Here is a 16,663-nt window from a genome sequence, read left to right on the forward strand (position 1 = left end):
TTAAAAAAAGAATTGAAAAATTTGAGATGAAAGAGATTTTTTCTAAGAGTAATGACACTTTTGTAGAATTGAAATCAATTAAAACTATCTTTTTTTGATTTTATATTTGTTTGAATATCAAAGTATTGAGATGTATCACTCAAATAAAATTTTCCTTTAGAGAAAAAATGAATTATATTGATAGTTCAATCATTTTTAATTTTCTGAATAGGCTTTTTTTATTGATTTCTTTCATCGTTTAGCGCTCAAATCAGGTTTCCATTTTTCTTAAAGGAAATCGCTTTGTTTGTTCTTTTAGCTAGGTCTTGAGAGAGTCGGAAATTTCCAATTGGCTATTTAGAGCTAAACATTTATACGCATGCAGGATAAACAAAACCTAGCTGGTTTTGATATGGTGTTGAGTTTGTCTCAGAGCACCATTAATTATCAGTTTCAACAACTTTTCAAGAGAAAGCACATCCATAATCAATGGAATGTTTTGGTTGGGAATGTTCTTGATCCCAAAGGAGAAAAACCTTTTCATTTGGAGGGAGAAGAGGATGATCTAAAGAAAAAAATCGAGCAATGGATGAGCCTTCAAAACCAAATTTCAGAAGCCCAAAAAGCAGATAATTGGGAAGAAGTAGGGAAGCTTGTTTCCAAATTAAAGTCTGAAGGACTCAATTTTGATTTTGCTTGGCAGGCAAAGCTAAAACCTCCTACAATAGAATTTATTAATAAGGATACTCAAAATGTGACTTTAGAAATTAACTTTTCTTCTGGTACGCTTTATTATCGGCCAGGGGGTGTTACTTCTGCTATCAGTACTTATGAGGTTAATGACTGGGTTTATTCTTTTACTTGTCCTATAGGGAGGTTAAAAATTAAAAAAAGTCAAATGTTGATGGACGCTGATGATGAAATGGAATTAATCCTTCGGAATTCCGGACTATCAGAATCTGATTTTAGAATTGAAAGCCTCTTTTTAAATTTTGAGAATGCCAACATCTCGAATTTCGATAAGAGTAAAAGCAAGTTTTCTATAGAAGATGCTGTTCCTCTTCAAATAGCAATTGAAAGCTATTTTAATCAAGTCCTTCCGGGAACAGATCACCCCTATGTATTAGGATATGGGGTCACAAGACCGAAAATCAATAGTCAAGAAGCGATGTTTCAACCTACTTCCTTGGAATATTCTACTTCTTTTAGTGAGAAAGTAAACAGCAAGAAACCTGTACCAGGTCAATATTCTGGCTTTAACTTCTTAATGATGCTTCATGGGAAAGATCCAGTAAAATCTCAAAATACTGGGATTTTGTCTACCAGCTTAATTGAGTTAGGGAAGGATTCAACTTCAACGACAGACGGGGTGTTTGCCATTCAAAAATCACATTTTAAAGATTATCTCACTAGCCTTGACAGCTATGTGGCCAGTATTTTCTCTGAACAAAAAGACGTGGAAGTAGAAAATGGAGGGTTCCAGCAAATCAATGATTTATTTGTAATGAAAGCCCACTGTAATACCAAGCATATTGATGATGAAATCAATACCACTTACACCTTGGTCAGAATGCCGATCGAAAATGTTGACAGGGGAATCAAAGTGACCTACCAATTTAAAGTAAATATTGACGTGCATATCCATATAGGGAAATGGGACATTTATGATGTAACACTCTCCACAAGTGGAAAATACACCTATGGAAATCAAATCAATAAACCTGGTAAAACAGGTATTATGGAGTTCACTATTATCAATGGGGAACAAGGAAGGTTTGATTTAGAAAATGGTTTGGAAGCTCCAATAATTGCTTTTGATAATAACACAAGTATTATTGGTGACACATTTTTATCAGCGCTGCTAGACATATTGATGTTCATTTTTGCTTGGCCATTAAAAATTGTTCAGGGTATAGTTAACCAGATCGCAGTAGATCTTGGAAAGGAAAACGTGAATATTCAAAATCAAAAGATTGAAGAGCTTCGTCAACTTGATATGTTGAATCAAACTAACAAGGTGATTCTTCCATTAGGTAAAACCTATGCTTATAAAAATTTACGCTTGTTAGAAGATAAGTCATTAGTGGCTTATGATATTTCCTATGCTCCAGTTTTAGAAAAACAATCCTAGAAATCATGCAAGATCAAAAAATACAAACGATCAGTAAAGATGATCAGGTAAGAATGAGCTCCTACAGTGAGTTGATGAATAATTATTTCCCAGAATCCACTATTCAGGCGGGCAAAGAAATCCGGACGCTGATGATTGCGGAAGAACAACCCTTGGTTTTTTACTTGGATAAAGAAGATAAATTAAAAGCTCTCCTTAGAAAAGAAGGTTCTGCTTCTGGTTGGTTAACGTTTTCATTGTCAAATAATAAGGTAAAATCTTTTGAACTAGAATATAATAATGAAGAAGAGCAATTTCAAATTGCTAAAGTTGAAGATAACCAGGTTTGGATCAGCCAAAAACTCCCACTTGGAAATACCAATTTTGAAGACTTGGATCAATTAATATCCTGGGAGGGAATGACAGCTGGCAGTTACAAAGAGCAGATAGATAAGGTTTCTCTGGGAACTGAGCACGTACTATTTGCGACATCCGAACCAGGAAAGGATGCATTGTATTACTTGGCAGATTTAGAATCTTTGAAACCTCAGGAATATACCTTGCCTGAAAACGCTAAGGAAATAGTTTCTTTTGAGTTGGGTAATTTTCTCTTTACCAGTGGGGTGTTTTTTCTTTACAAATTAGGGCAGACTAAAAGCATGTTGTACCAATCATTTTCAGATCCGGTATACAATAAGGTCGAGCAAAGGAGATTCGAGGTGAATGAGTCAATCAATTGCTTTGCATTACTAGAAGGTGAAGATGGAAATGATCTAGTCTATGCTGCAGGAAAGCAAGTTCATGAGTTTGCTATGGCTACAGATGGGGAGGACTTTAATATCCAGACACTTCCTGGCATTTATGGCAATATCCAGAAAATCCGTTCGGCAGGTCTTGGTAAAGAAAAGACAATATGGGCCCTGGATGAGAAAGGGTTACATTATCAAACCAATCGCTTTTTTGACCATGGGAAGCAGAAGTTTAGCACAGATAGGTGGACCGCTCCTTTGCTGATGGTAGAACATGCTGATCAATTTAGTTGCGTTAAAGGAAAAGGAGCTAGAAATCAATTGTATTCACTTAGCACTTCTCAAGGTAGTGAGTTGACAAGGTTATGGCAAGACGAGGTAACCACGATGTGGAATCAGCATAAAATCTACGTGGAAGCTACCGATAGCCTTAAAGAAGTTGAAAGCTATTCTGCTCATATCCGATTTAATACCGATACAAGTACCAAATCGTTTTTGAACCAAAAGATATGGCTTAGTTCAGATTCTAACCTATTTGTTTACATCAATAGCAAAAGTTATCACCTGGGGCCAGATCACAAAGTTTCAGTTCCCTTAGGAATTATTCCAGAGCTAACGATCATTTGTCCCGTCAATGATATTGCCTCAGGGAATATCACTATCACCGCAGATTTCCTTCGTACTCCAGAAAGGATCAACCTTACTGGAAAAGTATTGGATAGACTTGAAAGTAAAATTTCTGATGGTGGATTAGGTAATGCAAAACTTCCCAATGGTAAGAAATTAGTTCCAGTTGGGGTAGATTCTGATACCATAAAAGGAGCTGAGAAAGGGATTTCTCAAATGCTGAATGCTGCCAAAGACATGGAAACGGAACATGCTTCTGCCTTAGTTACAGGTTCTAATCAGGTGGCAGGGGTAGGAGCAGCATCATTTGCCGCTTTACCAACTACTGCTTTTACTACCTCAGGAATTTGGGCAGATGCAGGACATACCCTTGGGGACTTTTTTCATAGTATTTGGAATAAGGCAAAAGAGGCCTTTGAGTTTGTAGTGGAGAGAGTTGCAGATGGAATGCGTTTTATTATCAAGATAGGAGAAAAGGTTTTTGATTGGGTGGTCAAAACGATTCGCGAAATAGGTGGGTTTATTCAAAAAGTATTTGAATCCATAAAGGTATTCTTCAAAGATTTATTTGAGTTTTTAGCCTTTCTGTTTGATTGGAATTCCATTTTGGCAACAAAAAATGCTTTGAAAGGATTTACCAATAATGCGGTTGCTAGTTTGAAAGGAGAGGTTGAGTCTATCCGAAAATTTGTCAATGAAACTTTGGATAAAGAGATAGCCAAATTCAATCCAGATCTGGTGAAAGTTCCTGATGGCCTGGGCAATACGAATGTGGCAGATTCTCCTAAAGAGACGAAAGCTGACCCTAGATCCAATTGGCTTAATTCGAAAAAAGATTTTATTGATGGAGGAAAAGGTAAGTCTATGAAAGATAATATGCCTTCCGAATTTGGATCAGTCTTTGAAAATCTAATTAAAGATCTTGGAAATATTTTCTCTGAAATAGGGGATGATTTTGTAATCACTTTTAAGGGGCTAATTGAAGATTTTAACCAAGTGATTACTGGTAAAATGACCTTTGTTGATTTTCTTAAATCTGCGCTAAATAAACTCGCAGGAATGGGCCTTTCATTAGTCAAAAATCTAATGAATGTGATTTTGGTTTCCTTGGAAGCATTGCTGGATGTGGCCTATGTAGGGCTTAACAAAGCATGGCATATTCCATTAATCTCTGATTTATACAAATCTATTTCAGGAGGGGAGGAACTGTCCTTTCTGGATGTTATGTGCCTTTTTGTGGCTATCCCAACCACCATTCTTTACAAAATCGGTGAAGGAAAAGCACCGTTTGCCTCAGATGAAACCAGAGAGGCATTTGTTAAATCTGGGGAAAGAGTATTTCAACTTAATCTAAACTAATTTATCATGAGCGTAGAAGACGAAATAGAAAGAATAATGGCTTTCACTAGTGTGGGGCTAACAAGTTTAGAGGTACTGCTCTTCCCTGTGGAAGAAGTTGCAGAAATGGGAGAGCAGGATTTAGGTTTTATTTCTACCGCATCCAAAGCCTTGGCAGGTGTTGGGATGATTTCAGTATTGGGCTCGATGGGATTGCTATATCATAGGAAAGTTGAGATTCCTACTGCTGTTAAATGGATTCTGATTCCTATTCTGATTTTGGATGTAGCACTTTTGGCCAGCTTACTTGGACTTACAACTGTAGGAACTGGAGGTCTTGCTAAAGCAGGAAAATTTGCCATGAAATATATCAAACCCGCAGTATATAGTTTAGCTGGGGTAGGAGTTATTGTAGCGATGTGTATATGGCCTAAAACTTTTGTTAATGTTAATTACATAGGAAAGGTGATTTATTATTTACCAGCTGGATTAGGATATCCACCAATTAATAAACATCCATTGTATGCAGTGGTGATTTTAGTTCGGACAGGTGGATTAATCACTTCTCTTGCTGGAGAAGTAATCGAGTTAATGCATGATCCAAAAGAAGAAAAATCTTTAGAAAAAGGAGGAGATCAGGCAAAAATCGAACTTACTTAATTTGGGTAGAATTGAAGAGCGCAATTATCACAGCATGTGTAGGTATTACATGCTGTGGTAGTTTAGTACTTTTTAAATCACACCTTCTTAGAGATAGTTTAAAGATTATATGAAATGTAAATGGTTATTCTAAAGGATAGCCACTGATTCAAAATCGACCGTTGATGTTCTGTTTTGAACATTTTAATATTTAAAAAGGCCTTGTATTCATCATACGAGGCCTTTTTTCTTTTGGCATAATTATTATTCCTACATTTAGATATAATTATTTTCTAAAGTCTATCAGTTCATGATTTTGGAATTCATTGAGTATAAATATGCCTGCAAAATTTCTCCCAACTGGCATTGAGGGAGATTTTATTAAAGTACAACACATGAAAGATTATCAATTAGGAGAGTTTGAAGAAATCGTCATGCTGACTGTTGGGATTCTAAACAACAAAGCCTACAGTGTAGCCATCAAAGACGAGATTGAAGCAAGACTTAAAAGGACAGTAAGTATGGGTGCTTTGCACACAGCCTTAAATAGGATGGAAGATAAAGGTTACTTGAAATCATTCTCCGGAGAATCGACTGAAGAAAGGGCTGGACGACCAAGACGGTATTTTGAGATAACAGCACTTGGGAAAAAGGCGATTCAATATGCGAAGGATACACGAGATGAACTTTGGGCTGCCATTCCTAAAACGATTTGGCAAGCGAATTTAGGTGGCATATAAAATGAAAAGTAAACAACCTTTTCCTCCAAAGTTCTTTCTCAGTTTTTTCCGCTGGTTCTGTCATCCCAGGATGCTGGACTATATAGAAGGCGACCTCTTTGAGGTTTATGAGAGAAACCTAGAAACGCTTGGAAAGCGGAAAGCGGACTGGCGTTTTATCAAAGATGTGCTTTTGCTATTTCGCCCAGGAATCATCCGCCCCAGAAAACCTTATCAAAACTTAACCCCTTATGGCATGTATAAAAGTTATTTTAAAATCGGCTGGAGAACGCTCCTTAGAAATAAGGAATACACGCTCATCAATATTTCTGGATTAGCACTTAGTATTACCTGTTGTATTTTGATTTTTGTGCTGGTAAAGCATCATTCAGGTTTTGATGATTTCCATCAGGACCAAGATAGAATCTACCGGATTGTCACTGAGCAACATCGAGAGTCGGTATCTTTCACCAACAGCGTTCCTTCGCCTTTGGGGATGGTTTTAAGAGAAAATCATACCTACACCGAGAAAGTTGCTCGCATGTTTCAGGAATCTGATGCTGTAATATCTTTTGAGAGAAATGGTGAAAAACAGCTGGTCAAGGAACCTAATGGTTTTGCATTTACCGAGCCTGAGTTTTTTGATATTTTCAATTTCCCTCTATTAAAAGGCAATATGAAAACTGCCTTGGCAGAACCTAACAAAGCCATAATTACCGAAAGGTTGGCCAAGAAATATTTTGGTGATCAGAATCCCATCGGAGAGGTAATTACTTACAATAGCTTTTTACCCTTTACTATTACAGGTGTTTTGGAGGATTTGCCTCCCAATACTGATATCAGTGCTGAGATTTTTGTCTCCTATAGCAGTATGAAAGATTTTAACCCCTGGTTGGCAAGTGATGAAGCTTGGGGAGGGATCACAGGTGGTATGTATTGCTTTACAAAGCTCCTCCCAAATGTTAGCCCTGAAGAAGTGGAGCAGGCTTTAGCCCCTTATGTGAAGCTGCACAGACCTGAAAGTAAAAATGTCCATCATTACAAACTACAGGCCCTTTCTGATGTTCATTTTGATGGTAGATATGGGGGAGCTATGGAGAAATCTGATATCGGGATTCTTATCGCTATCGGTATCTTTTTATTGCTTACTGCCTGTGTGAATTTTGTCAATCTGGCAACCGCTCAGGCTCTGAAAAGATCCAAGGAAGTGGGAGTGAGGAAGGTTCTTGGGAGCTTTAGGAGTCAATTGTTTTGGCAGTTTATTTTCGAAACTGCTATTATCGCCACGGTCAGTATTTTGATCGCTTTGGTAGCTGCATTGGCACTGGTACCTTATGTCAATGACTTCTTTAGTACCCAGATTCCTGTCAATTTCTTCTCAGATGGCACTTTAGTGTTGTTTATTTTAGGTTTGAACATCCTTATCACTCTATTGGCAGGATGCTATCCGGCACTGATTCTGACAGGCTTCAAACCAGTAGCTGCCCTCAAAGGAAAACTTTCTATGCAACAGTTAGGTGGTTTTAATACCCGCCGTTCGCTGATCGTCATGCAGTTTGCCATTTCTCAGGTATTGATTATTGGAGTGATTGTGGTTATGAATCAAATGCGTTTTGCCAAACAGGCAGACCTTGGGTTTGACAAGGAATCTATCGTAATGATCAATACAGGTAGTGACTCTTTAATAGCTAAGCAAACATTGAAAAGCGAGTTGCTTCGCTTACCGGGTATCGAAAAAGTGTCCCTTTGCTTTCAGCCTCCTGCTTCAAGTAGCTCCTGGAATAATTCTATCCGATTTGGCTCGGATACAGAAGAGGTGAATTTTCCCACTAATATGAAACTGGCAGATGCAGATTATATCTCTACGTTTGATCTTGAGTTGCTTGCAGGAAGAGATTTGATTCCTTCAGATACGGTAAGGGAGATGGTTGTCAATGAAGCAATGCTTCAAAGACTAGGGATCACTTCACCTGAAGATGCTTTAGGGGAAATGATCTATGCCAATGGGGGAAATATGGTAGGCCCAATTGTCGGTGTGGTCCGAAATTTTCACGATAGATCCATGCACGCGGGAATTTCTCCTGCACTGATCACCACGGCTGGTAATATGTATTCCAATTTTGCAATCAAGTTAAATGGAGCTTCTGTCAAATCTACCTTGGAGGAAATAGAAGAAATATGGAAAGCTCAAAATCCTGACAAAATGTTTGAGTATTCCTTTGTAGATGAGAGTATTGCACAGTTTTATGAGTCTGAAGAAACCCTACTGAAAGGGGTTCAATTCTTTTCCTTTATTGCCATTTTCATTGGATGTTTGGGACTGTATGGTTTGATCTCATTTATGATTTCCCAGAAGACCAAAGAAGTTGGAATTCGCAAGGTAATGGGAGGGGGAGTTACCCATATCATTTGGCTCTTCGGTCAGGAATTTGTGCGCTTGATTATGATTGCATTTTTGATCGCCGCACCGATTGGTTGGTGGTTTATGAACCAATGGCTTCAGGATTTTGAGTTTAAGATCAGTTTGGATGTATGGACATTTGCCTTGGCAATAGGTAGTTCCATTATTATAGCTGCCTTGACCGTGGGTTATCAAGTCCTAAAAGTGGCATATTTGAATCCAGTGATCAGTTTGAAAACCGAATAAGGAATAATTATAATGCCATTTTCAAAAAGCAGTTAGCAATGTTAATTTGTTTTGGGGCGAATAATTATTCGCCCTTATTTTTTTTAATGTAGGACTCGTTCTTTTCTTAAATTTTGCCTCAGTTAATGTCTATAATCTTCGCCGCCTTTAGTATCCATAATTTTAGCTCCATTTGTATCAATAATCTTCTCCGCCGTTCCTGTTTTCACGAATGGCTTAACCTGGGTTGTTTAAATGGTTCTTAAACAACTTGCTTTCCAATCCTCGGCAATACTTTCGCATTTAAATAGGCGATTCTGGGCCGAGGAAAATGGTGTTTCTCACTTTATTTACCTAGGGTTTCGTCGTGCCTCCTCACCCTAGGCTAAAGAAATGGTCGCCCCTTCAGGGCTTGATTCTATTTTAAGGAGTGTTTGCTGTCGTTCATGTCAATAATCTTCGCCGCCATTCGTGTCTTCACGAATGGCTTAACATGGGTTATTTAAACGGTTCCTAAACAACTTGCTTTCCAATCCTCGGCAATACTTTCACATTTCAATAGACGATTCTGGGCCGAGGAAAATGGTATTCCTCATTTTTTACCAAGGGTTTCGTCGTGCCTCCTCACCCTAGGCTAAAGAAATTGTCGCCCTTCAGGGCTTGATTCTATTTTAAGGAGTGTTTGCAGCCGTTCAATTCAATAATCTTCTACGCCCTTCGTGTCTTCACGAATGGCTAAACATGGGTTATTTAAATGGTTCTTAAACAACTGGCTTTCCAATCCTCGGCAATACATTTCACATTTCAAGAGATGATTCTGGGCCGAGGAAAAGGGTGTGCCTCATTTTTTACCTAGGGTTTCGTCGTTCCTCCTTACCCTAGGCTAAAGAAATTGTCGCCCCTTCAGGGCTTGATTCTATTTTAAGGAGTGTTTGCTGCCGTTCAATTCAATAATCTTCGCCGTCGTTCCTGTCTTCACGAATGGCTTAACATGGGTTATTTAAACGGTTCCTAAACAACTTACATTCTATTGGAACAATTATCTAATTCCTCATAAGAAATACCTAAGAATTAAAACCGAATGGATGCTTTGAACCCGTGGCCCACCAAGATCTTCATATCAGAGAATGAAAATTAATTCTTCTAATACCCAAACTTTTTTCCCCTTTACCAATGTTCTTCATTCAAATTTTAGCCAAAAAAAGATGGAATTAGGAATCAGTACTTTTGCCGAACTAACCCCAGATCCTAAGACTGGAGAGAAACTTTCACCTGCTCAGCGCATGAAAAACCTGATGGAGGAAATCCAACTCTCTGATCAAGTAGGTTTGGATGTATATGCGATTGGAGAACACCATAGGCCAGATTTTGTGGTTTCTTCACCTGCCACAGTTTTAGCAGCCGCAGCTGTAATTACCAAAAATATCAAACTTTCATCAGCAGTTACAGTTTTGGGTTCCGAAGACCCTGTTCGCGTTTTCCAGCAGTTTGCCCATGTGGATTTGTTGTCAGAAGGACGTGCAGAGATTATGGCAGGAAGAGGATCATTTATAGAATCTTTTCCGCTTTTCGGTCAGGACCTGAATGATTACGATGCAATTTTCGCTGAAAAACTTGATTTACTTTTACAATTAAACAAATCTGAGCAGATTTCTTGGAGAGGAAAATTTCGTCCTGCAATCCCCAATAGAGGGGTATACCCTAGGCCTTTCCAAGAGGAGATTCCTATTTGGTTGGCAGTGGGAGGAACGCCACAATCTGTCGTGAGAGCTGCTGAAAAAGGTTTGCCTCTAGCTTTGGCTATTATAGGAGGAAGCCCAGATCGATTTACCTATTTCACGGATTTATATAAACAGACTTGGACAAAGGCTGGGAGAAAACCTGAGGATATACAGATTGCCGTGCACTCTCATGGATTTATTGGTGAAGACTCCGAACAGGCAGCGGAAGATTTTTATGGTCCATACTCTTATGTGATGACCCAATTGGGAAAAGAGAGGGGATGGCCACCTATGAACAGAGGTCAATTTGATGCCATGCGTTCTCAAGAAGGGTCTCTAGTTTTGGGAGATCCCCAAGAAGTGATCGATAAGATATTGATGCAACAGGAAATGATGGGCTTGACACGCTACTTACTTCACTTAAGTGTTGGCACTATGCCGCATGATAAATTGATGAAAGCTATAGAATTGTATGGAAATATAGTGGCGCCGGCAGTTAGGAAAGCCCTTAGCAAATAAGGAATTTTCTTCCCGAATAGGGTAATCTTTTTTATAAATAAACGATTCAATGATCTTTTAATGTATTAACTGTCAGTTTTTTACATTGGTATTTGTTTTGGGGCTTTATGTAGAGGCATAATTATGTCCCATTTGTTTGGATGGAATTTATTACGGTTTTCCTAGCTGTCGAAGATTCAAACAAAGTCAAGGTGAAGAATTAAATAAATGATGATGAACAAGTTCCTTAGAGTAAACAAAAAGATTAGCGCTTTCTTATTATCAATGATATTCTTGATTCCGGGGATTTCTTTTGCTCAATATCAAGAGGGAATTCCTAAACCAAGTGGCCCCATTGACTTCTCTGAAACCAGTAATCAGATCATTTTTATTGCCATCCCCTTGGTAATTCTGATCCTATATTTGATTTTTAGACGTAGAATCAAAAAGATCAGAGAAGAGAGAAGAAAGAATAAGTAAATTCAACTATGGATAAGCAAAGAGTATTTTTTACTGGAGGTTCAGGAAAAGCAGGAAAGCATGTTATTCCTTACCTATTGGATCAGGGACATCAAGTGATGAATGTGGATTTAAAGCCCTTAAATTACCCAGGAGTGGATAATCTAATCGCAGATATTACAGATTCAGGACAGATGTTTAATGCCATGAGCTCTTATGCAAACCTAGGTGAATTGGAGCCAGGAAATGGCGTGCCCAAGTTTGATGCGGTGGTGCATTTTGCTGCAGTCCCCAGAATCCTGATCAATCCTGACAATGAAACTTTCCGGGTCAATACGATTGGAACCTATAATGTGATTGAGGCGGCTGTGAAACTGGGAATTAAAAAGGTGATTGTTGCCTCCTCGGAAACTACCTACGGATTCTGCTTTTCTGATGGTAAAACCGATCCTGATTTTCTTCCCCTGGAAGAGGATTATGACGTAAATCCAATGGATAGCTATGGAATGTCTAAAGTTGTCAATGAGCAGACTGCACGCAGCTTTCAGAGAAGATCTGGTATTGATATTTATGCGCTTCGAATTGGCAATGTGATTGAACCACATGAATATTCTGAATTATTTCCTCACTATTTTAAAAACCCTGAAGTTCGTAGAAGGAATGCCTTCAACTATATTGATGCAAGGGATTTGGGGCAAATTGTGGATTTATGTTTGAAAAAAGAAGGGTTGGGTTATCAAGTATTTAATGCGGCCAACGATCAAAATGGTGCTGTAATTCCCAGCAAGGAGTTGGCAAAGAGATTCTTTCCAGGTGTTCCGATTACTCGTGAACTTGGAGAACATGAAGCTCTATATTCCAACCGTAAAATCCGCGAAGTCCTAGGGTTCAAAGAGCAGCATCCGTGGCAAAAGTACTTGGATTGGGAGTAGAGAAAGAAGTAAGTTGTTTCGGCTAAAGCCGGACAATAATTCCCGATTGTTTTTTTATAACACCATCTAAAGCTGGTGTTAATTAATAGGTTCCGATTTTCATAATGTAGGATCCTTGGCTTGTGATTCTCAATGGTTTGTGAATCCAATTTTCCGATTGCCTTGACAGTAGAAAAATCACTATTAATTGATCTATTTATTTGGTTTTAATCGAGTAGAGTGTGGCTTTTGATCATTCGTTTTTTAATCAATAGGAATGTGGCTTTAGCTTATTCCAGTAAGAGTTTCATGACCTTTTTACCAAAAGAAAAATTCGGCTAAAGCCGGATAAGATTCCTGTTTATAGTTAATAACACCATCTAAAGCTGGTGTTAATTGAAAGTTTCCAATCCCATTAAAGCATCTGAAGATGGTGTTAATTAAGTTTTTCAGATCCCCATAGATCACCATCTGTTGCTGGTGTAGCTCAATAGTTTTCGATTGCAATTTTTGGCTTGCTTTGACAGTAAAAAATTACAAATAATTGATCTATTTGTCTGGCTTTAATTGATTGGAGCTTGGCGCCTTTTGATCATTCGTTTTTTAATCAATAGGAATGTGGCTTTAGCCCATTCCACTAGTAAATTTTCATCAAAACCGGCTTCAGCCAAAAAATTCAGTTGTGAAAGAATTTTAATTCATTAAATTTAATGTAGTTATTTTATTAATTTTTTAAAAGATGCCTTTCGTCAAAGTTTATATCCATTTTGTATGGACTACAAAAAATCGATATCCTTATTTTAATAGCAAAGAATTGCGATTAAAAGTATGGGAACATATTCGAGAAAACTCAAAATCTAAAGGAATTTTCGTAGACTTTGTGAGTGGACACGATGATCACTGTCATTGCCTAGTTTCTTTGGGAATAAATCAAACCATCCAAAAAATTATGCAACTCATCAAAGGTGAGTCTTCCTATTGGATTAATAAAAGTCAATTGACAGCAGAGAAATTTGAATGGCAAGATGAATATTACGCAGTTTCAGTTTCTGAGTCGGTGCTAGATCGGGTTAGGAAATATATCAAGAATCAAGAGGATCATCATAGGAAAAAGTCTTTTCAAGAAGAATATGAGGAATTCATTGAAAAATTTGGATTCCAAAAATTTCAAGATTTATGAATTCGGCTAAAGCCGGCAACAATTGCTTATTGTTGTTAATAACACCACCTAAAGCTGGTGTTAATTTATAGGTTCCGATTCCCAAAACACAATCTAAAGCTGGTGTTAATCGATTGATAGTTTCCTATTCCCATAACACAATATGAAGCTGGTGTTAATCAATAGTTTTCGATTGCAGTTTTTGGCTTGCCTTGACAGTAAAAAAATTACAAATAATTGATCTATTTGTCTGGCTTTAATTTATTGGAGCTAGGTGGCTTTAGGTCATTCGCTATTTAATCAATAGGTATGTGGCTTTAGCCCATTCCAATGAGAGTATGAAGACCTTTTTACCAACAGAAAAATTCGGCTAAAGCCGGATAAGATTCCTGTTTATAGTTAATAACATCATCTAAAGCTGGTGTTAATTAATAGTTTCAGATTGCTATAAATCGCCATCTGTTGCTGGTTTAGCTAAATAGTTTTCGATTGCAATTTTTGGCTTGCTTTGACAGTAAAAAAATCACAAATAATTGATCTATTTGTCTGGCTATAATTGATTGGAACGTGGCTTTAGGTCATTCGCTATTTAATCAATAGGAATGTGGCTTTAGCCCTTTCCGCTCGTTATTTGTTCATTAAAATCGGCTTCAGCCAAAATTTTTCCAAAAACTACTTCAAGTGTTTCGGAACTTCCCCATCCAGTTTTTTCCACTTTTTGGTAAAAAATTTCCTCACTAATAACTTTACAGTCATGCCAACAGCAGCAGTAATAGCAGTATATAGAATTACATCCCCAAGGGATGCATCATCTGTTTCTGGGTTTTTTGGAGCCGATTTTCCGGTAATTTTCTCATAACGGTTGTCTACAGCCGTTTTTGCAAGTGCTGCTACTCCTACAGTAAGCAGAGTAGATAGTAAAGTGAATTTGTTTTTAGAGAGGTTCATATCATTTTTCCCAAAATAAATACAAACACTGTGCGCAAAGCCAGTTCTACAGCTAAAACCAAAAACTGATGAGACCCATAAAAACCATTTTCAAAAATTTAGAAGAAATCATCTTGTGACTCCAAGGAAGTAATTTTATTAGAATCCAGCTTGGTTCAAAAGCTCCAAAAATAGCATGCTGTAAACAATTACATTGGTTTTTCTTAAAACAGATCTATACAACAATCGGTACTTGATAGAAATAGCAATCTAGAACAAAATGTAGGTTGGGGAGGTACATTTGACCCTGCCTTAGAGTAAACTATTTTAGTGGTAAATAATGAATGGAAAGGCTAATTGAATGTTCAATTAGCCTTTTTTTATGGATTTTGGGAAAATTATGAAGCCTTTTGACAGAGGCCTTTTAGCAATATAAAGGTTGGGTTATATGAAGTTTATGAGATTTTTAGTTGACTGGGAAGTTGCATTCTGTTTTAAACATTTTGAAAATCATCAGGTTATAAATCTGAAATTTTCAATAACCCAAATCAACAAGCTATGCTAACAAAAATGAATTATACCTGGAAGGGTTTATTAGTCATCCTAATATCCTTTGCTTTTGCTTCCTGTACTGATACGGAAGAGTCAAGCAGCCCAATGCTGGAAAGTAATCTAAAGTCAATTCCTGAGGTCTTAAAAACAATGGAAAAGAATTCGGATTCCGGGGATTTGAATGCTAGAAAAAATGGAGGAAATACCTATGCCACCTTTAATGCAGCATTAGGTAAATCAGGATTAGCCTCTGTTTTTGCTAAAAATGAATTGACAGTTTTTGCACCAAATGATGCTGCCTTTGCAGAACTAGGGTTAAACCCTGGTAATATCGGTGATTTGGAAGGCTTAACAGATATTTTGCTTTACCATGTGGTGGCTGGGTCTGTTTATTCCAGTGAATTAGTAGAGGGTTTTGTTCCTACTATCAATGGTATTGCCGTGAAGATCAGCTTGGCAGATGGACCTATGGTCAACGATTCCAATATTATTTTAACCGATAAAATGGCTAGAAACGGAGTGATTCATGGAATCGATGCAGTACTTTTTCCTCCCATGGAGAATGTCATGGAGCTTTTGGATAATACTGTAAGCACTACAGGAGATTTCACTACTTTACAAGCGGCGATTGATGCAGTTCCGGACCTTAGAGAAACCTTAATTGGTTTGGATGGTATTACGATCTTCGCCCCAAATGATGAGGCATTTAATAAAGTTGGTCTAAATGCCGGAACTGTTGGTTTTTTTGACACAGATAGGCTTGCAAATATTTTACAATACCATGTTTTTGGTGGGGGAGTTGTTTTCTCTTCAGATTTAATGGATGGGGATATCACTATGTTACAAGGCGGTACTCTAACTGTCGATACTTCAGGGCCTTCATTAATTGATGAGAATAACCGCGATTCAGATATAATTTTAACTGATTTACAAGCATCTAATGGAATAATACATGGAATCAGTGATGTTATTTTACCTTTGAATTATTGATTTTAACTATTAAAAAGAGAGGCTATAGAAAAATTTCTATAGCCTTTTTTTAATCTTTTTAATCAATCTATAATTTGGGCTTTAGCCATTTCTTTTTAGCCTCCAGCTTCCCCGTTAGGAATCGGGGCAAGAGACCATTGATTGGATTTCGATGCAAAACCATGTGGAATAAATGAATCTGGATTTTTAGAATAGACAATTTCCACGATTTGGTTTTTTGACCTTATCAATAGGAATGGCACTTTAGGCCATTCCGATAAAGAGTTCTCTACTGCTGCCTGGCTTTAGCCAAAAACTCTCCAATATCCCTCTCATCAGTAACCTCCTCCTCCGTCTCCTCAAACCCCTCAAACTCATGCCACTCATGATCCACTTCTGGATTATACGGAGAGGCATGTAATCGAGGCAATCCCCAATCACCTGGAACAAAAAACTCCTCAGAGATCAACTTAGGAATAAGGATGGAAATGGCTTCTTCCACTGCCATTCCTCTAGGATTAGAAAATACCACAGAGCCAAATTCCTTGTAATTATGGGCATCCCGATAGCGGTAGTTGAGGCGGATGTTTTTCATACTTTAGCTGAAACTACCAGCAAAGCTATAATCCAAAGATTCTCTAGTACCAGCTTTCCCAATGGATTCAGTCAATCTGTGTCTA

At 37.7% G+C, this 16,663-nt stretch carries 12 protein-coding genes; 10 read left to right on the forward strand and 2 right to left on the reverse strand.

Annotated features, from left to right (window positions below):
• The first annotated feature begins 358 nt into the window (after positions 1-358).
• The 9 genes from ALPR1_RS10820 to tnpA all read left to right on the forward strand — a co-directional run bounded on the left by ALPR1_RS10820 (position 359) and on the right by tnpA (position 13,556).
• Positions 359-2,110, forward strand: a complete 1,752-nt coding sequence (locus tag ALPR1_RS10820) for a hypothetical protein (protein ID WP_008200654.1) — start codon at positions 359-361, stop codon at positions 2,108-2,110.
• Positions 2,111-2,115: 5 nt separating this feature from the next.
• Positions 2,116-4,824 (forward strand): hypothetical protein, encoded by a 2,709-nt coding sequence (locus ALPR1_RS10825; protein WP_008200655.1) that lies wholly within the window; start codon positions 2,116-2,118, stop codon positions 4,822-4,824.
• Between the two features lie 6 nt (positions 4,825-4,830).
• Entirely contained in the window at positions 4,831-5,463 is a 633-nt protein-coding gene (locus tag ALPR1_RS10830; protein ID WP_008200658.1) for a hypothetical protein, read from the forward strand.
• A 317-nt stretch (positions 5,464-5,780) separates the two neighbouring features.
• Positions 5,781-6,182 carry a PadR family transcriptional regulator gene (locus tag ALPR1_RS10835; protein WP_008200660.1) on the forward strand — a complete coding sequence of 134 codons (402 nt, stop codon included), beginning with the start codon at positions 5,781-5,783 and terminating at the stop codon, positions 6,180-6,182.
• 1 nt (position 6,183) lies between these two features.
• Entirely contained in the window at positions 6,184-8,808 is a 2,625-nt protein-coding gene (locus ALPR1_RS10840) for an ABC transporter permease (protein ID WP_050776390.1), read from the forward strand.
• A gap of 1,184 nt (positions 8,809-9,992) precedes the next feature.
• Positions 9,993-11,027: an LLM class flavin-dependent oxidoreductase gene (locus tag ALPR1_RS10845; RefSeq protein WP_008200664.1), complete on the forward strand. Its 1,035-nt coding sequence runs from the start codon at positions 9,993-9,995 to the stop codon at positions 11,025-11,027.
• Positions 11,028-11,240: 213 nt separating this feature from the next.
• Positions 11,241-11,486: a hypothetical protein gene (locus tag ALPR1_RS10850; protein WP_153231800.1), complete on the forward strand. Its 246-nt coding sequence runs from the start codon at positions 11,241-11,243 to the stop codon at positions 11,484-11,486.
• Between the two features lie 8 nt (positions 11,487-11,494).
• Positions 11,495-12,397, forward strand: a complete 903-nt coding sequence (locus ALPR1_RS10855; protein ID WP_008200668.1) for an NAD-dependent epimerase/dehydratase family protein — start codon at positions 11,495-11,497, stop codon at positions 12,395-12,397.
• A gap of 718 nt (positions 12,398-13,115) precedes the next feature.
• A complete protein-coding gene (gene tnpA, locus ALPR1_RS10865; protein ID WP_008200673.1) occupies positions 13,116-13,556 on the forward strand; it encodes an IS200/IS605 family transposase in 441 nt (146 codons plus the stop codon).
• Positions 13,557-14,207: 651 nt separating this feature from the next.
• On the opposite strand, the gene ALPR1_RS10870 is transcribed toward tnpA, so the two are convergent.
• Entirely contained in the window at positions 14,208-14,483 is a 276-nt protein-coding gene (locus ALPR1_RS10870; protein WP_008200674.1) for a DUF4235 domain-containing protein, read from the reverse strand.
• A 537-nt stretch (positions 14,484-15,020) separates the two neighbouring features.
• On the opposite strand from ALPR1_RS10870, the gene ALPR1_RS10875 reads away from it, so the two are divergent.
• Entirely contained in the window at positions 15,021-16,004 is a 984-nt protein-coding gene (locus ALPR1_RS10875) for a fasciclin domain-containing protein (protein WP_008200675.1), read from the forward strand.
• Between the two features lie 268 nt (positions 16,005-16,272).
• On the opposite strand, the gene ALPR1_RS10880 is transcribed toward ALPR1_RS10875, so the two are convergent.
• On the reverse strand, positions 16,273-16,578 hold the full coding sequence (locus ALPR1_RS10880) for a hypothetical protein (RefSeq protein WP_008200676.1): 306 nt from the start codon (positions 16,576-16,578) through the stop codon (positions 16,273-16,275).
• Positions 16,579-16,663 lie beyond the last annotated feature (85 nt).

It is taken from the genome of Algoriphagus machipongonensis, from assembly GCF_000166275.1.
In the GTDB taxonomy this organism is placed as follows: domain Bacteria; phylum Bacteroidota; class Bacteroidia; order Cytophagales; family Cyclobacteriaceae; genus Algoriphagus; species Algoriphagus machipongonensis.

Bases quoted from the DNA above. Each gene is read 5' to 3' on its own strand.
- ALPR1_RS10870 (WP_008200674.1), bottom strand. From the start codon at position 14,483: ATGAACCTCTCTAAAAACAAATTCACTTTACTATCTACTCTGCTTACT.
- ALPR1_RS10840 (WP_050776390.1), top strand. From the start codon at position 6,184: ATGAAAAGTAAACAACCTTTTCCTCCAAAGTTCTTTCTCAGTTTTTTC.
- ALPR1_RS10875 (WP_008200675.1), top strand. From the start codon at position 15,021: ATGCTAACAAAAATGAATTATACCTGGAAGGGTTTATTAGTCATCCTA.
- ALPR1_RS10845 (WP_008200664.1), top strand. From the start codon at position 9,993: ATGGAATTAGGAATCAGTACTTTTGCCGAACTAACCCCAGATCCTAAG.
- ALPR1_RS10880 (WP_008200676.1), bottom strand. From the start codon at position 16,578: ATGAAAAACATCCGCCTCAACTACCGCTATCGGGATGCCCATAATTAC.
- ALPR1_RS10830 (WP_008200658.1), top strand. From the start codon at position 4,831: ATGAGCGTAGAAGACGAAATAGAAAGAATAATGGCTTTCACTAGTGTG.
- ALPR1_RS10855 (WP_008200668.1), top strand. From the start codon at position 11,495: ATGGATAAGCAAAGAGTATTTTTTACTGGAGGTTCAGGAAAAGCAGGA.
- tnpA (WP_008200673.1), top strand. From the start codon at position 13,116: ATGCCTTTCGTCAAAGTTTATATCCATTTTGTATGGACTACAAAAAAT.
- ALPR1_RS10850 (WP_153231800.1), top strand. From the start codon at position 11,241: ATGAACAAGTTCCTTAGAGTAAACAAAAAGATTAGCGCTTTCTTATTA.
- ALPR1_RS10835 (WP_008200660.1), top strand. From the start codon at position 5,781: ATGCCTGCAAAATTTCTCCCAACTGGCATTGAGGGAGATTTTATTAAA.
- ALPR1_RS10820 (WP_008200654.1), top strand. From the start codon at position 359: ATGCAGGATAAACAAAACCTAGCTGGTTTTGATATGGTGTTGAGTTTG.
- ALPR1_RS10825 (WP_008200655.1), top strand. From the start codon at position 2,116: ATGCAAGATCAAAAAATACAAACGATCAGTAAAGATGATCAGGTAAGA.